Annotated in this window: 20 protein-coding genes; 13 read left to right on the forward strand and 7 right to left on the reverse strand. The window is 64.1% G+C overall.

What is annotated here, in order from left to right; genetic code table 11:
* Nucleotides 1-290: 290 nt before the first annotated feature.
* Nucleotides 291-3,233 (reverse strand): MMPL/RND family transporter, encoded by a 2,943-nt coding sequence (locus AC5Y5C_RS15920; RefSeq protein WP_499973840.1) that lies wholly within the window; start codon nucleotides 3,231-3,233, stop codon nucleotides 291-293.
* The gene (locus AC5Y5C_RS15925; protein WP_499973843.1) at nucleotides 3,230-3,637 is read right to left on the reverse strand and encodes an MmpS family transport accessory protein; all 408 of its coding nucleotides are present in this window, start codon (nucleotides 3,635-3,637) and stop codon (nucleotides 3,230-3,232) included. Before AC5Y5C_RS15925 ends, AC5Y5C_RS15920 begins: the two co-directional genes overlap by 4 nt.
* 157 nt (nucleotides 3,638-3,794) lie before the next feature.
* On the opposite strand from AC5Y5C_RS15925, the gene AC5Y5C_RS15930 reads away from it, so the two are divergent.
* Together AC5Y5C_RS15930 and AC5Y5C_RS15935 are read left to right on the forward strand one after the other, a co-directional pair.
* Nucleotides 3,795-4,760, forward strand: a complete 966-nt coding sequence (locus tag AC5Y5C_RS15930) for a TetR family transcriptional regulator (protein ID WP_499973847.1) — start codon at nucleotides 3,795-3,797, stop codon at nucleotides 4,758-4,760.
* Nucleotides 4,761-4,774: 14 nt separating this feature from the next.
* Nucleotides 4,775-5,020, forward strand: coding sequence for a hypothetical protein (locus AC5Y5C_RS15935; RefSeq protein ID WP_499973851.1), 246 nt, complete (start codon nucleotides 4,775-4,777; stop codon nucleotides 5,018-5,020).
* 6 nt (nucleotides 5,021-5,026) lie between these two features.
* Here AC5Y5C_RS15935 and AC5Y5C_RS15940 read toward each other — a convergent pair whose 3' ends face one another.
* On the reverse strand, nucleotides 5,027-5,485 hold the full coding sequence (locus AC5Y5C_RS15940) for a M23 family metallopeptidase (protein WP_499974604.1): 459 nt from the start codon (nucleotides 5,483-5,485) through the stop codon (nucleotides 5,027-5,029).
* Nucleotides 5,486-5,848: 363 nt separating this feature from the next.
* On the opposite strand from AC5Y5C_RS15940, the gene rpsB reads away from it, so the two are divergent.
* The 4 genes from rpsB to AC5Y5C_RS15960 all read left to right on the forward strand — a co-directional run bounded on the left by rpsB (nucleotide 5,849) and on the right by AC5Y5C_RS15960 (nucleotide 9,615).
* The gene (gene rpsB, locus AC5Y5C_RS15945) at nucleotides 5,849-6,715 is read left to right on the forward strand and encodes a 30S ribosomal protein S2 (RefSeq protein ID WP_499973853.1); all 867 of its coding nucleotides are present in this window, start codon (nucleotides 5,849-5,851) and stop codon (nucleotides 6,713-6,715) included.
* The gene (gene tsf / locus AC5Y5C_RS15950) at nucleotides 6,716-7,534 is read left to right on the forward strand and encodes a translation elongation factor Ts (protein WP_499973856.1); all 819 of its coding nucleotides are present in this window, start codon (nucleotides 6,716-6,718) and stop codon (nucleotides 7,532-7,534) included.
* A gap of 88 nt (nucleotides 7,535-7,622) precedes the next feature.
* On the forward strand, nucleotides 7,623-8,204 hold the full coding sequence (locus AC5Y5C_RS15955; protein ID WP_499973858.1) for a TetR/AcrR family transcriptional regulator: 582 nt from the start codon (nucleotides 7,623-7,625) through the stop codon (nucleotides 8,202-8,204).
* A 25-nt stretch (nucleotides 8,205-8,229) separates the two neighbouring features.
* Nucleotides 8,230-9,615 (forward strand): family 1 glycosylhydrolase, encoded by a 1,386-nt coding sequence (locus AC5Y5C_RS15960; RefSeq protein ID WP_499973861.1) that lies wholly within the window; start codon nucleotides 8,230-8,232, stop codon nucleotides 9,613-9,615.
* Here the strand turns inward: AC5Y5C_RS15960 and AC5Y5C_RS15965 are convergent.
* Entirely contained in the window at nucleotides 9,612-10,229 is a 618-nt protein-coding gene (locus tag AC5Y5C_RS15965; protein WP_499973866.1) for a uridine kinase family protein, read from the reverse strand. The two genes, AC5Y5C_RS15960 and AC5Y5C_RS15965, sit on opposite strands and share 4 nt — an antisense overlap.
* Nucleotides 10,230-10,265: 36 nt before the next feature.
* On the opposite strand from AC5Y5C_RS15965, the gene pnuC reads away from it, so the two are divergent.
* From pnuC to AC5Y5C_RS15990, 5 genes are all read left to right on the forward strand, one after another.
* Nucleotides 10,266-10,844, forward strand: a complete 579-nt coding sequence (pnuC, locus tag AC5Y5C_RS15970; RefSeq protein WP_499973868.1) for a nicotinamide riboside transporter PnuC — start codon at nucleotides 10,266-10,268, stop codon at nucleotides 10,842-10,844.
* A 136-nt stretch (nucleotides 10,845-10,980) separates the two neighbouring features.
* On the forward strand, nucleotides 10,981-13,227 hold the full coding sequence (helR, locus tag AC5Y5C_RS15975) for an RNA polymerase recycling motor ATPase HelR (protein ID WP_499973871.1): 2,247 nt from the start codon (nucleotides 10,981-10,983) through the stop codon (nucleotides 13,225-13,227).
* A 118-nt stretch (nucleotides 13,228-13,345) separates the two neighbouring features.
* Nucleotides 13,346-14,071: a UMP kinase gene (gene pyrH / locus AC5Y5C_RS15980; RefSeq protein ID WP_030094003.1), complete on the forward strand. Its 726-nt coding sequence runs from the start codon at nucleotides 13,346-13,348 to the stop codon at nucleotides 14,069-14,071.
* Nucleotides 14,072-14,103: 32 nt separating this feature from the next.
* Nucleotides 14,104-14,661 carry a ribosome recycling factor gene (frr, locus tag AC5Y5C_RS15985; RefSeq protein WP_078287575.1) on the forward strand — a complete coding sequence of 186 codons (558 nt, stop codon included), beginning with the start codon at nucleotides 14,104-14,106 and terminating at the stop codon, nucleotides 14,659-14,661.
* Nucleotides 14,662-14,681: 20 nt separating this feature from the next.
* Entirely contained in the window at nucleotides 14,682-15,557 is an 876-nt protein-coding gene (locus AC5Y5C_RS15990; protein WP_499974606.1) for a phosphatidate cytidylyltransferase, read from the forward strand.
* On the opposite strand, the gene AC5Y5C_RS15995 is transcribed toward AC5Y5C_RS15990, so the two are convergent.
* Entirely contained in the window at nucleotides 15,554-16,351 is a 798-nt protein-coding gene (locus AC5Y5C_RS15995) for a DUF6159 family protein (RefSeq protein WP_499973874.1), read from the reverse strand. The two genes, AC5Y5C_RS15990 and AC5Y5C_RS15995, sit on opposite strands and share 4 nt — an antisense overlap.
* Nucleotides 16,352-16,459: 108 nt before the next feature.
* On the reverse strand, nucleotides 16,460-17,296 hold the full coding sequence (locus AC5Y5C_RS16000; RefSeq protein ID WP_499973877.1) for a DUF6159 family protein: 837 nt from the start codon (nucleotides 17,294-17,296) through the stop codon (nucleotides 16,460-16,462).
* Between the two features lie 68 nt (nucleotides 17,297-17,364).
* Between AC5Y5C_RS16000 and AC5Y5C_RS16005 the strand changes: the two genes are divergently transcribed.
* Both AC5Y5C_RS16005 and AC5Y5C_RS16010 read left to right on the forward strand, forming a co-directional pair.
* Complete coding sequence (locus tag AC5Y5C_RS16005) at nucleotides 17,365-18,102, forward strand: dienelactone hydrolase family protein (RefSeq protein WP_499973879.1); 738 nt, start codon at nucleotides 17,365-17,367, stop codon at nucleotides 18,100-18,102.
* Nucleotides 18,102-18,716: an ASCH domain-containing protein gene (locus AC5Y5C_RS16010; RefSeq protein WP_499973882.1), complete on the forward strand. Its 615-nt coding sequence runs from the start codon at nucleotides 18,102-18,104 to the stop codon at nucleotides 18,714-18,716. The genes AC5Y5C_RS16005 and AC5Y5C_RS16010 overlap by 1 nt, the downstream gene beginning before the upstream one ends.
* Here the strand turns inward: AC5Y5C_RS16010 and AC5Y5C_RS16015 are convergent.
* Complete coding sequence (locus AC5Y5C_RS16015; protein WP_499973884.1) at nucleotides 18,713-19,417, reverse strand: hypothetical protein; 705 nt, start codon at nucleotides 19,415-19,417, stop codon at nucleotides 18,713-18,715. The two genes, AC5Y5C_RS16010 and AC5Y5C_RS16015, sit on opposite strands and share 4 nt — an antisense overlap.
* Nucleotides 19,418-19,419 lie beyond the last annotated feature (2 nt).

Here is a 19,419-nt window from a genome sequence, read left to right on the forward strand (position 1 = left end):
ATTGCTTGCGCATCACGCGGTTCACCTCGCGCTGGTAGTAGCTCATCGATCCGTTACCACCTGATGCCCACAGCGCTAGCACCACTAACAGCAGAAGCACGACGGCGAACCCGGCTCCCGTGGGCACGGCTGTTACTCGCGATTCCAAGAGTGCGGTGTGACGACGCGAACCTTCAGGGGGCCAAAGTTCAGCTCATACCTGCCGCGCGTGAGACGTCCTGTGCCGAGGTGCATCTCCAGTGACGTGTGCGGCCCAACGGTTGTCGATATGTCACAACTGCACATGTGGTTCACCTGCCTCCCGCGGCCACGAGGTGACCTTGATCGGGCCTACCCGCGGCCGTAGCGCTGTCGGGAATCCGGTCGCGACTGCCGGCTCGGTCGTGCACCACCACGGGCCACCAGAACCAGCGGCCTAGCAGGGTCGCGATGGCGGGCACCAGGAACGACCGCACAATCAGCGTGTCAATGAGCAGGCCGAGGCCGACGGCGGTGCCGAGCTGAGCGATGTTATGCGCAGGAGCGACGATCATCGCAAACATGGTGAACCCGAACACCAGACCCGCGGTCGTCACCACACCGCCGGTATTGGCCATGGACCGGATGATGCCTGTCTTGATACCGGCGTGTAGTTCCTCCCGGAACCTGGCCACCAACAGCATGTTGTAGTCGGCGCCGACGGCGACAAGGAACACAAACGACAGTGGGGCTACCGACCAGTGCAGCGGATTGCCGACGAGGTCCTGCCAGACGAATACGGTCAGGCCCAGTGCCGACACATAGGACAGCGCCACCGTCCCGATAACCACCATCGCGGCGACGAGGCTGCGCAGCAGGATCAGTATCACGCAGAACACGAAGGCGAACGCCGCCACGGCGCTGGTGATGAAGTCCTCACGCGTGAACGCCTCGATGTTCAGCAGGGTGCCGCCCGGCCCGCCGATGCTCACCGTGCTGCCCGCCAACGACGTGCCCTTGATGGCCTGTAGCGCCGTCGGGATGATCTTGGAGCTCAGTTCCATGGCTTCCTGGCTGAACCCCTCTCTTTCCGGGGTGACGACCATCCGCGTGACCTTGCCGTCGGCTGAGAAGAAGTACGGCATAGCGCTTTTGAAGAGCGGGTTCTCAAATGCCTGTGTGGGTATGAAGAAGGAGTTGTTCGGGTCACCGGCCGTGAAGCTCTTGCTCAGGTCATCGGTGAACGCGGTGATCTCGGTGACCTGGGGCAGCAGAACCTGCAGGGTGCTCTGCAGCGGTGCGACAACCGCGTTGACCTGGGTGATGAAGTCCTTGAGACCCGGCAGCTGCGAACCGAGTGCCGGAAGTGTCTGCGCCAGCGCTCCGGTTCCGTTCACCAGATTGCCGACGAGCCCGTCGAAACGGTGCAGGTCGTCGAAGAGTGAGAAGCCGGTGAGTGCGGCTTGGCAGTAGTCGTTATCCCGGCAGTTGGGGATCCCGCCGATGAAGTCCTCGGCGGGTTTGGCGGTCCCGCGCAGCGAGTCGACCTTCTGCACGACGGCGGCCAGGCTGGTGCGTAATTCTGTTGCACCCGAATGTATCTGGGTGGCCCCTACCGTGCCGGTCTGCAGCGCCTGCTCAAGGCCCCGCACCGTCAGTGACAGCTGACCTACTCGGCCGCTGAGCGCGGTGAGATCTTCGATGCGCTGCTTGAGCAGATTGGTCATCTGGGTCAGCCGTCCGCCGACATAACCTGCCTGCGCGGGCAGCGTCCCCAGTTCCAGTGGGGCGGCCAGCGGCCGGGTGATGCCTTGTACATTGCTGATTCCGGGAATGTTCAGCACGGCGGTGCTCATTTTTGCGATGGCGATCAGGTCGGCCGAGTTGCGCATATCGTGATCCGATTCCACGATGAAGACACTGGGCGACATGATATTCGGCGGAAGGTGGCGGTCCGCGGCGGCGAAGCCCACATTGGCAGGGGAGTCGCTGGGCTGGGCCTGCCGCTCGTTGTAGCTGGGCCGGAATCCGGGCACAATCAGAAATGCGATCGCCAGGACGGCCAGACTGCCCGCCAGCACTGGCCCCGGCCACCGCACCACGTAGGTGGCGATGCGTCTCCACCGGCGCTGTGACTTCTCTTCGCGCGGTTCGAAAAACCCGAATCGGCTGCCCACGGCCAGTGCTGCGGGTGCGAGGGTCAGTGCTGCGGCCAGGGTGACCACGACCGCGACGGTGCAGGGCAGCCCGGATGTGCTGAAGATGGCCAAGCGGGTGAAGACCATGCAGGCCGTCGCTCCGGCGACGGTGAGTCCCGAGGCGATGATGATGTGCTGTACGCCGGCAAGTGCCGTGTAGTACGCGGTCACCGGGTCTTCGCCGGCCCGGCGTGCCTCCTGGTATCTGCCCAAAAGGAAGATGCCGTAGTCGATTCCGGCTCCCAGCACAATCACGGCCAGCAATGCCGATGCAAAGATCGATACCCCGATGACCTGGTGCTCACCCAGGAACGCCACGATCGGGCGCCCGACGGCGAGTCCGGCGCCCGCGACGAGGAGTGGCAGCGCAATGGTTATCGGCGATCGATACACCACCAACAAGATGAGGCCGACCAGCCCCGCACACGCGACCAGCAGGATCAGTATCGAATCGTTGATCGACACCAGTTCGTCGTTCACCACCGCGGAAGGGCCTGTCAAGTGCGCGGTGATTCCCTTGGGCGGTGGGTATTGGGCGATGAGCTGGCGAATCTTCGCGGTGGACTCCATGGCCAGGGCAGTCCCCATATTGCCCTTGAGATTGATCAGGACGTAAGCGGCCTTCCCGTCAGCACTCTCGTTGGCCGGTGCGAACTGCGGGTCCGACCACAGGTCCATGGACGAGTTGACATGCTTCTTGTCCTGGTTGATCCGGTCGAGGATCGATGAGTAGTACTGATGCGCTTCGGTGCCGAGGGGTGAGTCTCCCTCGATAAGCAGGTAAACGAAGTTGTTGGTCCCAGCCCCGCCGAAATAGTCGCCCATCTTCGAGATGGCCTGTACGGAGGCGGCGTCATCGGGCAGGAAGGAGCGGGCGTGCTGCTTGATCACCGTCTCCAGCTGGGGCACAGCGAGATTCAGAATGCCGGCGGCGCCGAGCCACACGACGAGAACCGGTACCGAGAACCGGTAGAGCAACCGGGCCAGAAACGGCCGCGCGGGCGCGGGCGCTACGTCGGCTCGGTGTGCCCACAGCCTGTCCCATATCTGCACCCGAAACTTGTCGAGGAGATTCATGCCACAGTCACCTGGCAGGAGACGGCCGATGCATCGGCCACGCTTTGATTACGTATCAGCCCGTTGATGGTGATGCGGCACGACATTTGTTCCGAATTGGATTGGGCGACAAGGCCCACCGGGACGACAAGTTGTTTCGCGTGCAGGGTCGTCTGCCAGGGCAGTGTGCCCGACACTTCGCGTACCGCACCGTCGACGTCCAGATAGGACGCTTTGACCGTGCTGCCCGCCGGCCCATCGAGCCGGTACTCGACGACCTTGTCCCGCGGCTTGCCGATTTCCGGGGGCTTGAATGAATGGCCGATGGCGGGGTCGGGGATCTCGCTCAGGCGCAGATGGGCGATGTATGCCCCTGCGATACAGAGTGTCGCTATCGACACCAGATACACCCATACGCCACGCATTCGGAGCTCCTCATTGGTCCGTTGGTGATCGTTGACGTTAACTGGCCGATCGTTAATTTAACAGTTGGTCATATCAACATCACACCGATCGGTCTACTGTGATGCGGGGCACACCAATACTCGGCACTGAGTGGCTCGGAACTGGTACAAGGGACTGGTGACACGGGCAGGCACCAAGGGCATGCCCCGCGCCGAGCGGGAGCAACAGATCCTGGATGCCGCATGTCAGGAGTTCGGTCGCAGTGGGTATGCGGGCATGTCCCTGGCGGCGGTGGCGTCGGCCGTCGGAGTGTCCAAGCCCATGGTGCTGGCGTATTTCGGATCCAAGGAGCAGCTCTATGTCGCGTGCGTACAGCGCGCGGGAGCAATCGTGGGTGACCACATCGAGGCGGCAATGGAGGCAGCCCCGCCCACACTCGCGTTGCCGCGCGCTGTGCTGCAGGCTGTGTTTCAGTCCCTCGCGCCGCGCCCCTCGGACTGGCTGGTCATCTGGGATCAGACCCTGCCCGAGGAGAGCGAAGCACTTGCCGCGGCCCGGGTCGCCAGAACACGGCTGGCCGCACTGGCCGGCCAGGGTGTGGCGGCGGTGGGAAGTGCGGCCACGCAGCTGCGCGACCCGCAGGACATCGGGGTGCTCACGCAGGGCTGGATGGGGATGGTCGGCGCCATGATCACCTGGTGGATCCGGCATCCCGAGCAGAGTGCAGAGCAGATGGCCGAGCGTGCTAGTCGGCTGATCACCATCATCGCCAGTGCCGGGGTATCCGAGGCGGAGTCGCCCGACGGGGCTGCCGCGCCACGGCCCGGCAGGCCCGTGCGCGGCTCCGGTTCCGGGCAGCCACTCAATGCGGCATTCGACCTTTTCGGTCGACGTTGGGCAATCCTGGCACTGTGGGAATTGCGCTCCGGCACAAAGACTTTCTCGGAGTTGAGGCGGGACATGGGAGGAGCGGTAGAGGTGTCGAGTGCCGTGCTCACCACACGTCTCGAGGAATTGACCGCCGCACATATCGTGCGGAGCCGGGACGGGGAGTACTCGCTGACGGCGGTGGGCAAGGCGCTACTCGTTGCGCTGGCCCCGCTGGAATTGTGGGCAAGAGCCTGGTCGGTATCGGTCCGATGACTACAGTGCCAAGCATGCGCGCCGGAATTCTGGTGGCGGCCACCGCCGCTGTGTTGAGCCTCGGAATCATGGCACCGGGAACGGCGCTCGCCGATGTGTATCCGCCGTGGTGGGTGTGCATGGCCAACGGCGGCCAGATGCGCGCGTTCTACCAAGTGGTGACCGAGCAGGACGCGCTCGACCGTTTTCACGATGCGGTTTTCAGGCTGTCGCAGGCCACCGGAAAACCCGCGCACGTCGATATTTGTCAGCCCGCGTAAGCGGCTTCAGTCATGCGCTAGCGGCTTGAGTCGCAACGGTGTCGAGGCTAAAAGTCCCAGCGGGTCCAGATAGTCCGCGCCCGACGCGGGGCCGCGCAGGGCGCCCCAGTGCAGGCACGCCGCCCCGGGGCAGCCCGGATGCCCCGGCAGCAGTCTCCCGATGACCGTGCCCTCTGTTACTCGCTGACCAGGCTTGACCAGTGGGGTGACCGGCTCGTAGGTGGTACGCAGGCCGCCCGCGTGCTCGATCGAGATCAGCGGCCTACCGGCGAGCGATCCGGCGTACACCACGATTCCCGGTCCGGCCGCAACCACACGCTGATCGGGGGTGCCGGCCATATCTACCCCGCGATGGCCTCGGTTCCAGCGCTCCGCAGGAGCATTGAAGTACCGGGTTATCGCAGCTCGTGGGCGTAGCGGCCAGTTGAATCGGTCGCCTGCATCCCCCGGGGTGGCGGCCGCCAGAGGGGTGGCGGCCACCACCAGAGTGAGGATCAGGACAGGACAGCTGAACCCTCTGAACCACACGATGTCATCGTGACCGGACTGTGGCGGTGCGGGAAAGAGTCGATTCGGCTCTGTGGATAACCGCCGGGTCCCTGGCGCGATGCTGCGACGCGTGGCGAAAAGCACTCGTCGAGGCATGTAAACTCATCACCGCAACTCGCTTAGCGGGTTGACTTCGCGCGTCTGCACACGACTTCGTGATCAGCATGCCGGGCGGTCCTGTTCTTGAGCTTCTGAGGACGGGTTCCGGCAAGCAGCGGGCGCTAGGGCTCAGGATCACCCGATCCCGGGCGACAACCGACATAAAGGAACCATGGAATCATGGCTGTAGTAACAATGAAGCAGCTGCTTGACAGCGGCGCGCACTTCGGGCATCAGACCCGTCGTTGGAACCCCAAGATGAAGCGGTTCATCTTCACCGACCGCAACGGCATCTACATCATCGACTTGCAGCAGACACTGACCTACATCGACAAGGCGTACGAGTTCGTCAAGGAAACCGTCGCCCACGGTGGTTCGGTCATGTTCGTCGGAACCAAGAAGCAGGCTCAGGAGCCGATCGCCGAAGAGGCGACCCGCGTCGGCATGCCTTATGTGAACCAGCGCTGGCTGGGCGGCATGCTCACCAACTTCTCGACCGTGCACAAGCGGCTGCAGCGCCTCAAGGAGCTGGAGGCCATGGAGCAGACCGGCGGCTTCGAGGGACGCACCAAGAAGGAAATCCTCATGCTCACGCGTGAGAAGAACAAGCTCGAGCGCAGCCTCGGCGGTATCCGGGATATGCAGAAGGTGCCTTCGGCGATCTTCGTGGTGGATACCAACAAGGAGCACCTCGCTGTTGCCGAGGCCCGCAAGCTGAACATCCCGATCATTGCGATCCTGGATACCAACTGCGATCCCGATGTCGTCGACTACCCGATCCCGGGTAACGACGATGCGATTCGCAGCGCTGCGCTGCTCACCAAGGTCGTCGCTTCCGCGATCGCCGAGGGCCTGCAGGCTCGCTCCGGTCTGGCCGGTGGCGACGAGAAGCCAGAGGCCGCCGAGCCGCTCGCCGAGTGGGAGCAGGAATTGCTTGCCTCCGCCGTCGCAGAGGCCCCGGCCGCTGAGGCTGCAGAGGCTCCTGCCGCCGAAGCCGCTGCTACCGAGAGCGCCGAGACCACCGAAACCACAACCGAGGAAGGCTAAATGGCGAATTTCACTGCTGCCGATGTGAAGCGGCTCCGGGAACTGACCGGTGCCGGAATGCTCGACTGCAAGAACGCCCTGGCCGAGTCCGATGGTGATTTCGACAAGGCCGTCGAGGTGCTGCGCATCAAGGGTGCCAAGGACGTTGGCAAGCGTGCCGAGCGTGCGACCGCCGAGGGCCTCGTCGCCGCGCGTGACGGTGTGCTCGTCGAGCTGAACGCAGAGACCGACTTCGTCGCCAAGAACGCCGAGTTCCAGGGGCTCGCCGACGCCATCGTCGGTGCGGCCGCGGCCGGCAAGATCGGCGATCTGGACGCCCTCAAGGCCGCGAAGGTCGAGGACGGCCGGACGGTTGAGCAAGCCATCGCCGACCTTTCCGCCAAGATCGGCGAGAAGCTGGAGCTGCGCCGGGTGGCGTACTTCGACGGCACCGTGGAGACCTACCTGCACAAGCGTGCAGCGGATCTGCCGCCCGCGGTGGGTGTGCTGGTCGAGTACACCGGATCTGGTACGGAGGCCGCGCACTCGGTCGCATTGCAGATCGCCGCGCTCAAGGCCAAGTACCTGACGCGTGAGGACGTTCCGGCCGATGTGGTCGAGAACGAGCGTCGCATCGCCGAGGAGACCGCGAAGTCCGAAGGCAAGCCGGAGCAGGCTCTGCCCAAGATCGTCGAGGGTCGCGTCAACGGTTATTACAAGGATGTCGTGCTGCTGGATCAGGCATCGGTGTCCGACAGTAAGAAGACCGTCAAGGCTTTGCTTGACGAGGCCGGTGTCACCGTGACCCGCTTCGCGCGGTTCGAGGTTGGACAGGCTTAGTTTTTTGGGCGCTTCGTCCAACCATATTCGGCCCCGCCAGGATTCGTTCCTGTGCGGGGCCGAATTGTTTGTGCGCTAGCCTCGGGCAATGCCAGCTGTCGGGCGATATGCCAAAGGGGAGGCCAAGCGCCGGGAAATCCTTGATGCTGCGCTGACGGTGTTGGAGCGCGACGGGGAGGCGGGCGCCTCGATGCGCGTCATCGCCAAGGAGGCCAACATCAGCCTGGCCGGGCTGATGCACTACTTCCCGACGCGGGACGTGATTCTCACCGAGATCCAGCGCGGCGCCGATGCCACATTCGAAGAGCGGTACCGGAACTCGACAGCAGAGATCGATCCGGGTGAGGTGCTGGCGCAGGCCATGCTGGACAAGGCGAGTAAGCCCGGCTCGGGGACGGTGTATCTGTCGCTGGCGGCCGCCGCGGCCGTCGATCCGCGGCATCCGGCCGGGGCGTACCTGCGCGACCGGTACGAGAGGATGCGTGCCCGCATCGCCGACTACGTGCGGGGCCGTCAGGCCGACGGCACGGTGCCCGCGCATGTCGACGCGGAATTTGCGGCCACCGCGTTGATCGCCGCCGCCGACGGCATTCAGATCCAATGGATGTCGGACCCGTCGATCGATATGGGTGAGCACATGCGCCGGGTGTGGGAGCAGCTGCTGGACTAAAACCATACGGTGTATGGTTTTAATCATGAAGTGGTGGAGCGCCGTCATGGCATCGGCAGTCGTGTTCGCGGTGGGGTTGACCGCCTGCAGCCCGCGGCAGGAGGGCGCGGGGGATGACTCCGCGTGGGACCGTGGCTTCTATTGGGGCACTGCGACCGCGGGCTACCAGGTGGAGGGGAGTGCCCCGGATAGCAATTGGCGCCGCTACGTCGATCGCACCGCGGGCATGCCCGCGGTGGCCGATAAATCCAACCCCCTCGCGGACGGGCCCGTCGACCCGTACCGGCAGGCTGACGATTTCCGGCACCGGTACGCCGAGGATATAGCTAACGCACATGCCATGGGCGTCAATACATTTCGGTTTGGACTGGAGTGGTCGCGGGTCATGCCCGAGCCGGGCAAGTGGGACGAGAAGGAACTCGCGTACTACGACTCCATTGTCGCCACGCTGCGTGAGAACGGCATGACGCCGATGATCACGCTCATGCACTGGGTGTACCCGGGCTGGGTGTCCGATAGCGGCGGGTTCATGAACAACGTCGGGGCATTCGAGGACTTCGCCAGGGCGATCACCAAACGCTATGCCGGGCAAGGGGTGCTGTGGGTCAGCATCAACGAACCGCTGGCCTTCGGAGCGATGGAGGTACGCACCGGCGCGATCAAGCCCGACCAGTTCGATGGATTCCTGGACCGGGTTGCCGAGGCTCACCGCGCGGTGTACCGGGCCGCTCACGAGGCGGACCCCAAGGCCAAGGTGACGACCAACGAGGCCTATATCCCGCCGGATGTGTTGGCGCAGTTCGCAGGTTTCGGGGTGAAGGGCATCGAGGGATCGTTCTTCGACCGGGTCGCCGGCAGCCTGGATTACCTGGGGTTCGACTATTACACCGGTACTGCGGCAGATAACCCCGCCTCGGCGCAGAGCATGGCTGCGCGCTGGAACATCAAACTGCAGCCCGAAGACATCTACTACGTATCGCGGCATTACGCGCAGCGATACCCCGGGCTGCCGATCTACATCGTCGAGAACGGGATGGTCACCGATAACGGAAAACCGCGGTCGGATGGCGTGACCCGGTCGCAGTACCTCAACGACACCGTCTTCTGGCTGCAGCGGGCCAAGGCCGACGGCATCCCGATCATCGGATACAACTACTGGTCGTTGGTCGATAACTATGAATGGGGAAGCTACCGGCCACGTTTCGGCTTGTACACCGTCGACGCGCTGGGCGATCCGGCGCTGAAGCGAGTGCCCACCGATGCCGTCCAGGCCTACACACAGATCACCCGGGACGCGGGCACATCACCCGGCTATCGCCCGGTGATCCCGGCCGCGAAATGCTCGACGACGGTGGGGCAGGACAGCTGTGCGCCACTCGATCCGAAGGGGCCGACGGTTCCGCTGCGTTAACCGCTGAGCAGGAAGTAGCGGTCTGGGTCATCCGGTACCACCTCGGGGTTACCGTCGACGGTGATGTCGGCGCGTTCCGCGGTGGGATCCTGGCGGAAGTGCTGGTCTTCGGCGTCAATCCACAGTCGCCAGAACTCACGGAGCTCCGCGCCATCGCGAGCCTCGGCGCGGCGACGGCGGGTTGTCTGGTCGGTCTGTACCCAGATCAGCGAACTTAACTGGCCAGCAGCTGCCGAGCGGCCGGACCCGACGCCCTCGAGAATCAGCACCGATGGTGGTGGGCACTGCTCGTGCGGGCCGAACTCACGGGTCTCCCAGTCGTAACGTCGATACTGGGCAGTCTTGCCGTGCGCCCAGGGCGTCAGCACCTGCTCCTGGAACCGGGGCCACCAACCGAAGAACGTGTCCCAGGACGCGAAGTCATCGGTGTGCAAGACCACCGTCGACGGGGTTGTCGCCGACAGTGCGGTGTGTAATCGCGCAGCAAAGGTACTCTTGCCGGCGGCGCCCCTGCCGTCGACGGCGACGACGCGCACGGCACCGCACTGCGGCTCGCTCTCATTGATGAGTCCGGCCAGCCACGAGAAGCTCCGTAGCCGGGCCGGTGTCGCCATGGCGCGAGCTTACTGGTGCTCGGCTAACCTGTTGCGGTGGACTGGACTGAGCTAATTGGCAGCATGGCCGGTGTGCTGTTCGTCGTCCTTGCCGTCCGCCAGAATATTTGGACCTTCCCGGTGGCGATCGTCAGCTCTCTGTTCTACATCGTGGTCTTTGCCCGGCAGACCCTGTACGCCGATGCTGCCCTGCAGATCATGTTTATTGCGCTCGCCGTGCAGGGTTGGTATCTGTGGCGCTGGGGGAGCCAGAGTCGTCACGGGGTGGCAGTGCGGCGGACGCCGGCATGGGCATGGCTGCCCTTGGCAGTGTCCTTGGCAGTCCTGGTGGCGGGACTCTACGCATTCCTGGTCACCTTCACCGATTCCAATGCCCCTCAGCTTGATTCGGTCATCACTGGGTTCAGCGTCGTATCCCAATTCATGATGAACCGAAAATGGGTAGAGAATTGGGCCCTGTGGATCGTCACCGACGCGTTCTCGGTGGGTGTCTATCTATTCAAGGGCCTGAACCTCACAGCGGGCTTTTACGCGTTCCTGACCGTGATGGCCGCGGTCGGCCTGTGGAGCTGGCGAAAAGAGCTGCGGCCGACGGCGGTCGCCGACGCGATATGAATAACCCGCCCCTTTCAACATATATCGGACAGGGGGGCTTGCGGCAAGACCCCGGTCATACCGCACAATCGCAGGCTGAATATCGCAGACTGAATGTCAGATGCCATGAATTAGAACGAAAACGGGGAAAATCCGGTTGACGACATACGAAGAAGAACTGGAATCCGAGCGGGAGTACATCGCCGGACTCTACGAGCTGCTGGACGCCGAACGTGCGCGCGTCAAGGGGCGATACCGCAGCGCCCTGCGCGGGCCGGTCGATCAGCAGAACGGCGCCGCGATGGTCGAGCGCGATGACGAGGTGCGCGCACTGGCCCGGCAGGCTCAACGCTTGGATGTCGCCGATGACGGGCTGTGCTTCGGCCGGCTGGATACCCTCACGGGGGAGCACTCCTACGTCGGACGCATCGGCCTGCTCGACAAGACGAACGACTATGAGCCGCTGCTGATCGATTGGCGGGCCCCGGCGGCGCAGGCTTTCTATACCGCCACGGGTGCCAACCCGGAAAACACCCGACGGCGACGCCAATTCCGGACTCGGGGACGTCATGTTGACGCGTTCGCCGACGAGACCCTGGGGCGGCCGGACGGTGAAGACCGCGACGGTGAACGCGGGAGCATGAGTGATGCGGCGCTGCTCGCGGCGGTCAACGCACCGCGCGGCAATGGGATGCGCGACATCGTGGCGACCATTCAGGCCGAACAGGACCGGATCATCCGGCTGGATCATCCTGGCGTGCTGGTCATCGAGGGTGGCCCCGGCACGGGCAAGACCGTCGTGGCATTGCACCGCGTCGCCTACCTGCTCTACACCCAGCGCCAGCGGATGGAACGCCACGGCGTGTTGGTTGTCGGCCCGAATGCGGCCTTCCTCAGCCATATTTCGAGAGTGCTGCCGTCGCTGGGTGAGACCAATGTGGTGTTCTCGACGGCGGGAGAGCTGTTGCCGGGTCTGAAGGTCACGGCAGAGGATGGGGCCGATGCGGCGCGGCTCAAGGGCTCGTTGCAGATTCTCGACGTGCTCGCGGCGGCGGTTGCGGATAGGCAGCGGACCCCTGTGGAGCCACTGAGGATCCAGCTCACCGACGTGGCGGTGAACATCGACGTCGATATCGCGCAGTGGGCCATCGATGAGGCGCGTGCGAGCAGGCTTCCGCACAACGAGGCGCGGGCCGTCTTCACCGATGTCCTGACGTGGGCGCTCACCGAGCGGGCGATCCCGCGCATCGGCAAGGGATGGCTCACGCGTGAGGACCGCAAGGCCTGGGAGCATCTGCGTGCGGAGCTGTTGGACGAATTAGGGGATCACGAGGGATTCGCCGCCGCGCTCGACGATCTGTGGCCGACGTTGACACCTGAGACGCTGTTGTCGGAGCTGTACACCTCACCGGAACGGCTGCGCGCTGCCGGTGCGGACCCGGCACTGGCACGGACTGTCGGTGACGCCTGGACGGTCTCAGACGTACCCCTGCTCGATGAGCTGGTCGATCTGGTGGGCCGCGATAAGGCGGCGGAAGAGGCCGCCGAACGCGAACGCAGGGCCGAGGCCGAGTACGCCTCCGGTGTGCTCGACATGATGACCGGCCGCGAGGACATGATGGACGACGAGGATCACCTCTTCGCCACCGATCTGCTCGGTGCCGAGGACCTCGCGGAACGCTTCACCGAACGCGATACCCGCGACCTCGTCGAACGTGCGTCGGCCGACCGGGACTGGACATACGGGCACATCGTGATCGATGAGGCACAGGAACTGTCCGAAATGGACTGGCGAGTGTTGATGCGCCGGTGCCCGAGTCGTTCGTTCACCGTGGTGGGGGATCTGGCTCAGCGCCGATCGGTGGCCGGCGCCACTTCCTGGGATGCGATCCTGGCTCCGTATGTACCGGGACGCTGGCTGTACCGGCCGTTGTCGGTGAACTATCGCACTCCCGCCGAGATCATGGCCGTCGCCTCGGCGCTGCTGGCAGAGTTCGCGCCGGGTACCCAGCCGCCCGAGTCCGTTCGTTCATGTGGCGTCCTGCCCTGGTCCAGGCGCCTTGCCGAGGACGAATTACCAACAGCCATTGAGGAATTCATACATGACGAGGAATCTCGGGATGGCACGAGTGTAGTGATCGGGCCGCCGGGCGTGCCGGGTACGGTGCCCGCTTCGGAGACCAAGGGCCTGGAGTTCGACGCCGTCCTGGTGGTGGCACCGGAACGAATCCTGGCCGACGGCCCGCGAGGCGCGGCCGAGCTCTATGTGGCGCTCACTCGCGCCACCCAACGTCTTGGGGTGCTGCACGTGGCGCCGTTGCCGCAGGCCCTCGTCGGCCTCACCGAAAGCACAACCGGCGCGGGCTCGGTTCGCCGGGTCGTGCCAACGAGCGTCGCCCAATAGGGCAGGATAGACACCGCCGTCGCGGCCTTCCGATGAGCCGCTTGCGTGAAGAGCGGAAGCAGGCCCGATGGCTGTGCTTTGTGCACCGGCTATGTCGAACCCGTACCGAGGAGGCGTGATGACTCGCGATGTGAGCCGCACCGGATATAAGCGGGTGCTGCTCAAGCTCGGCGGCGAGATGTTCGGCGGGGGAGCCGTCGGCCTTGACCCCGATGTGGTCCACAGGGTGGCCAGCCAGATTGCTGAGGTAGTCCGCAGCGGTGCCGAGGTCGCGGTTGTGATCGGCGGCGGCAACTTCTTCCGCGGCGCGCAGCTGCAGCAGCGCGGCATGGAGCGGACGCGCTCGGACTACATGGGGATGCTCGGCACCGTTATGAACAGCCTTGCGCTCCAAGACTTCCTGGAAAAGGAAGGCATTGTCACACGTGTGCAGACCGCCATCACGATGGGGCAGGTCGCCGAGCCGTACATTCCGCTGCGGGCCAGAAGGCATCTGGAGAAGGGACGCGTCGTCATCTTCGGCGCCGGTATGGGACTGCCGTACTTCTCCACCGACACCACCGCCGCACAGCGTGCTTTGGAGATCGGCGCTGAGGTGGTGCTCATGGCCAAGGCGGTCGACGGCATCTTCACCGATGACCCCCGCGCCAATCCCGACGCCGAGTTCCTGCCGGAGATCACGCATCGCGAGGTCATCGACCGTGGCTTGCAGGTCGCCGATGCCACCGCATTCAGCCTGTGTATGGACAACCGGATGCCGATCCTGGTGTTCAACCTGCTTACCGAAGGCAATATCGCCAGGGCGGTCGCAGGTGAGAAGATCGGAACGCTGGTAACACCATGAAACGGTGGTAACACCATGATGGGAGATCAATCGTGATTGACGAGGTTCTTCTCGATGCCGAGGAGAAGATGGAAAAGGCCGTGGCGGTCGCCCGCGATGACTTCGCGACGATTCGCACCGGGCGTGCCAACCCCAGCATGTTCCAGCGGGTAGTCATCGACTACTACGGCACGATCACCCCCATCACGCAGGTCGCCGGCATCAACGTGCCCGAGGCCCGCCTGGTGGTCATCAAGCCGTACGAGGCCAATCAGCTCAAAGCCATCGAGGATGCGATCCGCAACTCGGACCTGGGGTTGAACCCGAGCAATGACGGCAGCATCATCCGTGTCGCCGTCCCACAGCTCACCGAGGAACGTCGCCGTGAGCTCGTCAAGCAGGCCAAGGGCAAGGGCGAGGACGCCAAGGTGACCTTGCGCAACATCCGGCGTAAGGCCAATGACGAGCTCAACCGGATCAAGAAGGACGGCGAGGCCGGCGAGGACGAAGTGGGCCGCGCGGAAAAGGACCTGGACAAGACCACGTCCCAGTACGTGACCCAGATCGACGAGTTGGTGAAGCACAAAGAAGGCGAGTTACTGGAGGTCTAGGGGCCCCGGTAATGACGACCATGGGAGATACCGACGCAGCTCCGGCCCCCGGCAGCCCTGCGCCCCCTTCGGGGGCGAAGTCCCGAGCCGGCCGCAACCTGCCCGCCGCCATCGGTGTTGGCGTTGTCCTGGCCGCCCTGATCATTTTCTCGCTGCTGTACCAGAAGGAGATCTGGGTCGGCATCATCTCGGTCTTCCTCGGGATCGCGATGTGGGAGGTGACCAAGCGGCTGCGCCAGGCCGATATCTCGGTGCCGTTCATCCCGCTGTTCTTCGGCGGGCAGGCGATGATCTGGCTGACCTGGCCGTGGGGCACGGCCGGTGCACTGGGCGCTTTCGGCGCAACCGTCGTGGTCTGCATGATCTGGCGTCTGGTTGGGCACGGCTTGAACCAGCAGCCGGTGAACTATCTGCGCGATGTCGCCATCACGGTGTTCGTTGCCGCGTGGATCCCGCTGTTCGCGTCATTCGGCGCGCTGCTGGTCTACCCGGAAAACGGTGCGGAACAGGTGTTCTGCCTGATGCTCGGTGTCACATTCTCCGATATCGGCGGCTACGCGGCGGGTGTCTTGTTTGGCAAGCATCCGATGGCGCCCGCCATCAGTCCCAAGAAATCCTGGGAAGGCTTGGCGGGCTCACTATTGGTGGGAACGACCGCGTCGACCCTGGCGGTGACGTTTCTGCTCGGGCATCATCCGTTCGTCGGTGTTGCCCTGGGCATCATGCTCGTCATCACCGGAACGCTCGGCGACCTGGTCGAGTCCCAGGTGAAGCGCGACTTGGGTATCAAGGACATGGGCACGTTGCTCCCGGGACACGGCGGCATCATGGACCGGCTCGATTCCCTGCTGCCCTCGGCCGTCGCCACCTGGATTGTGTTGACTCTCTTTATCTAAGCTGCGTTCGCGGCGGCGGCACGTCGGTACAGCTCCGTTTGATAGATCCCGCTCACCGTTGCGGCAATAAGGACTGCGGCCGCGACGCAGACCCCTCCGCACAATCCGAGTACGCCGGAGAGCGCTCCGCCATTCACTGCGGCTGCACCAAATAGCAGACCCACGCCGGGCAGCACCAGCACGAGGGTGAAGACACGAAGACCTATCTGGGCCAGGACGTTCTTGGCCCACAGGTGCCTGAGCATGTTCTTGGCGGCCTTGATGGCGCCTACGGTGCCGACGTCTTGCAGGACCATTGCCGGAAGCACCTGGAACGAGGCCGCGCGCCACATGAGGTCGAGAAACCGTCCGATGAAGAGCACGTGCAGGACGTTTCCGACATATAGGAGATTCTCGTCGACGACACCTATACCCCAGGTGACGGCGGTATCGACGAGAGCCCAGGGCAGCAGCCGTTTGCGGTAGTGGACGGCCGTCGAGAAGCCGTTGGCAACGCTCAGCGCTCTGCCCTCCAGCGCGTCCTTGGCATGCGCGATGAGAGCCGTGAGCCAGAACATCACGAGATACACGAGGATGGCGTAATCGACGGTCAAGGCAGCACGGACGAACTGCGGCGCGGTCTTGTCGATGTTCGGCGGTAGCAGCAGGCCCAGGGCTACCAGAACCACGATGAACAGCATGGCGGTGAGGGCGGCCGCGACGGGGAACAGTACGAGCGCCTTGTGGCGGCGCAGGAGGCGTATCGAAATTCGGAATATGTCCCACGATGTCGCCAGAGCGTTGGATGAAGCCACCGAGTCCCCTGATAATTCGTTACCTTGTTACACAAGTTATCAGTGTGACGCGTGAGGTGTAAGGAAGCATGACATGTGCCCGGCGCGCCGGTGCTGTTTTAACGACGTTTAGCGAGTCTTGAGCGCTTGCCGCAGGTCTACTCCGGCGAACGGTCCCGGCACCTGACCGTCCACCGTGAACCGGTACAGGGCCGTCTGGAAAATCCCGGTCAGCGCTGCACCGATGATGGACGCGGCCAGGATCCACAGCACGCCCAGTGCTGCGAAGACGCCCGTCACGGCGCTCACATTCGCCGCGATCCCCAGGTAGACCAACCCGATTCCGGGCAGGGTCAACATTGCGGTGAAAAAGTTCAGTCCCACAATGCCCACGACGTTCTGGCCCCAGGCGTTCTTGAGTGTTTCCTTGGTCTTCTTGACGGCATCGATGGCGCCGAGGTTCTGCAGCACGATCGTGGGCAGCACCTGGAAAGAGACCACGCGCCACGCGACCTCGAGGAATCGCCCGATGAACGGCACCCTTTCCTCGACGGCGCTGATGATCCAGGAGACGACGCCGGTGATGAGAACCCAGGGCAGGAGACGCCCGCCACGCTGGGCCGCCGCCGAGATGCCCGCGGCGACACCCGGATCTCCACCCTCCAACGCAATGTTCGCCTGCGAAATGAGTGCCGCCTGCCAGAAGGTCGTGACGTACATCAATACGAAGTACCCGATGGCGAAGACGGGGTAAAAGAGCGGCGGTACCGAATCTCCGGTCGTCGCGGGCAGTAGCAGGACTCCGAGGGCCACCATCCCGATCAGCACCAGCAATGCGGTGAGCCCCGACAAGATGGGGAAAACGGCGAGCTCCTTGCGCGAGCTCAGTACCTTCGCGGATGTCTTGAAGATTTGCCACGCTGTCGACAGCGTACTGGTGAAGGCCATCAGATTCCCCCTGGTCATTGACTGATAGTGAGGCCCAAGATACCAGTGTGGTAGCTGCTCAGCCTGGTGGCTGGTTTGATGGAAATATGTCTCGCCGCGATGTCTATATTCCCACGCCTGACGGGCAATGCCCCGCAACCCTGCACGTGCCGGATGAGCCCGGACCCGCCGTCATCGTCTATCCCGACGCAGGTGGCGCCCGCGAGGTCATGCGGGAGATGGGGGACCGGCTCGCGGCGCTGGGATACGTGGCACTGGTGCCCGATGTCTACTACCGCGAAGGTGACTGGAAACCATTTGATCTGGCGACCGCTTTTGGAGACCCGGAGGAGCGTGCCCGTGTCTTCGCGACGATGGGGACGCTTACCCCCGACCGGATCGATGCCGATGCGGGCGCCTTTCTGGAGTTTCTCGCCCTGCAGCCCGAGGTGACAGGCAACACCGTAGGACTGACGGGCTACTGCATGGGCGGTCGGATCTCGTTGCGGGTGGCGGCGACTCACGCGCCCAGGGTGGGTGCGGCGGCCTCCTTCCACGGTGGCAATCTCGCCAATGCCGAGGACCCGAACAGTCCGCACTACCTCGCCGACCGCATCACGGGTGTCGTGCTGGTCGCCGTCGCGGAGGAGGACGCATCCTTCCCGCCCGTGCAGGAGCAGCTGCTGGCCCGGGTGCTGACCGATGCCGCGGTGCGGCACACCATCGAGACGTATCCCGCCAAGCACGGGTTCGCCGTCACCGACAACGCCACCTACGACAAGGAGGCGGCCGAGCGACACTGGCGAGCCCTCGAAGGGCTCTACGGTTCACACCTGGGGATCTAATGCTGTTCGAGCCAAGGCTGCGGGCCGGAATCCACGACGACACCATTTCGGTGGCCTACCGGCGCTGGAAGCGTCCGCAGGTGAAGGTGGGCGGTCGTTACCGTGTCGGCTCGGACCGCATTCGTTCCATAACCGAATTCGACTTCATCGAGGTCGATGCCGTCCGGGAGATCACCGCGCGCGATATCGACGATGCCGATGCACTGTTGGCCGGGTATCCCTCGGCCACGGCGGCGCGAAGCGATGTCGGGGCGAGTGGATCTGATCCATTGTACCGCTTGGCATTTCACAAGATCGTGATGGCCGACCCGCGAGCGGAGCTGGCCTCCTCGGTGGCGCTCTCGGACGACGACGTCGCGGACATCGACGCGCGACTGGATCGGATGGACCGCAGCGCCACACCCGGGCCCTGGACCCGTGAGGTGCTGAGAGAGATCGCCCGGCGCCCGCAGGTGCGGGCCAAAGACCTCGAATCCTGCTCGCGGTGGCCCGATGTGGCGACCTTCAAGGTGCACGTGCGCAAGCTCAAGAACTTGGGTCTGACCCTGAGCCTGCCCGTGGGCTATCGGCTCTCACCACGCGGCCAGGAGTACCTCGCCCGTTCACGGGGCTAGCAGCTGAATTCCCGACCGGTCCCGTCGGTCGGGGTGACCTCTTTCAGGCAGCCGAACGGCCCGATTCCGGCGTCGCTGATCCGGATGGCGGACCTTGTCTTGGTGTTCTCGCAGAACAATCCGGAAGTCTCGCTGCGGCAACCGAAGTCTCCGAATGTCAGGCGGCCACCGTAGTCGAGTGGGTTTCCGTCACCGCTTTGGAAGGGGCCGGGGTCGCCGTGCAGTCCGCCCACCGTGACCTGGTGGCCACGGAAATCGGTCCACCCGCCGACCCAGTTCCCCTCGGTGTCGGCAGGCCGCTTCGGCGGGTTCGTGAGGTTGACCAGGCACGATAGCGTGTCCGGCTCGATGTTGCTGGTCATGCACCGCGTCTTGCCCGACGGAGTCTTGAACGCGACGTTGTCGCCGAGGTCGGTCTTCTGGCCGTCCTGGCTGGTAGCCGAGTGGAAATTGGCGACGTCCACCGGCGCGCCCTTGGAAATCCATTGCGCCACAGCGTCATACGGCGCACCTGCCACGGGTTCCGGTAATTCGACGGGAGTTTTCGTGGTGGTCGAGGTGGGAGCCTTGCCTGTGGTGCTGCTTGATGGCGGCGCACTCGATGAGGGAGCGGTCGGAGAGACCGATGCCCCCTTCGAGCATCCGGCGACCAGGAGCAGTGCTCCCAGCATGGTCAGACCACCGAGTAACAGGGCACGCATGC

The organism is Mycobacterium sp. NGS15 (genome assembly GCF_059813245.1).

What these genes read in the sequence shown, in the direction of transcription:
- AC5Y5C_RS15990 (WP_499974606.1), top strand. Translation starts at nt 14,682, where the DNA reads ATGGGAGATACCGACGCAGCTCCGGCCCCCGGCAGCCCTGCGCCCCCT.
- AC5Y5C_RS15960 (WP_499973861.1), top strand. Translation starts at nt 8,230, where the DNA reads ATGAAGTGGTGGAGCGCCGTCATGGCATCGGCAGTCGTGTTCGCGGTG.
- AC5Y5C_RS15920 (WP_499973840.1), bottom strand. Translation starts at nt 3,233, where the DNA reads ATGAATCTCCTCGACAAGTTTCGGGTGCAGATATGGGACAGGCTGTGG.
- AC5Y5C_RS15955 (WP_499973858.1), top strand. Translation starts at nt 7,623, where the DNA reads ATGCCAGCTGTCGGGCGATATGCCAAAGGGGAGGCCAAGCGCCGGGAA.
- AC5Y5C_RS16000 (WP_499973877.1), bottom strand. Translation starts at nt 17,296, where the DNA reads ATGACCAGGGGGAATCTGATGGCCTTCACCAGTACGCTGTCGACAGCG.
- AC5Y5C_RS15925 (WP_499973843.1), bottom strand. Translation starts at nt 3,637, where the DNA reads ATGCGTGGCGTATGGGTGTATCTGGTGTCGATAGCGACACTCTGTATC.
- rpsB (WP_499973853.1), top strand. Translation starts at nt 5,849, where the DNA reads ATGGCTGTAGTAACAATGAAGCAGCTGCTTGACAGCGGCGCGCACTTC.
- pyrH (WP_030094003.1), top strand. Translation starts at nt 13,346, where the DNA reads ATGACTCGCGATGTGAGCCGCACCGGATATAAGCGGGTGCTGCTCAAG.
- AC5Y5C_RS15935 (WP_499973851.1), top strand. Translation starts at nt 4,775, where the DNA reads ATGCGCGCCGGAATTCTGGTGGCGGCCACCGCCGCTGTGTTGAGCCTC.
- AC5Y5C_RS16005 (WP_499973879.1), top strand. Translation starts at nt 17,365, where the DNA reads ATGTCTCGCCGCGATGTCTATATTCCCACGCCTGACGGGCAATGCCCC.
- AC5Y5C_RS15965 (WP_499973866.1), bottom strand. Translation starts at nt 10,229, where the DNA reads ATGGCGACACCGGCCCGGCTACGGAGCTTCTCGTGGCTGGCCGGACTC.
- AC5Y5C_RS16015 (WP_499973884.1), bottom strand. Translation starts at nt 19,417, where the DNA reads ATGCGTGCCCTGTTACTCGGTGGTCTGACCATGCTGGGAGCACTGCTC.
- AC5Y5C_RS16010 (WP_499973882.1), top strand. Translation starts at nt 18,102, where the DNA reads ATGCTGTTCGAGCCAAGGCTGCGGGCCGGAATCCACGACGACACCATT.
- tsf (WP_499973856.1), top strand. Translation starts at nt 6,716, where the DNA reads ATGGCGAATTTCACTGCTGCCGATGTGAAGCGGCTCCGGGAACTGACC.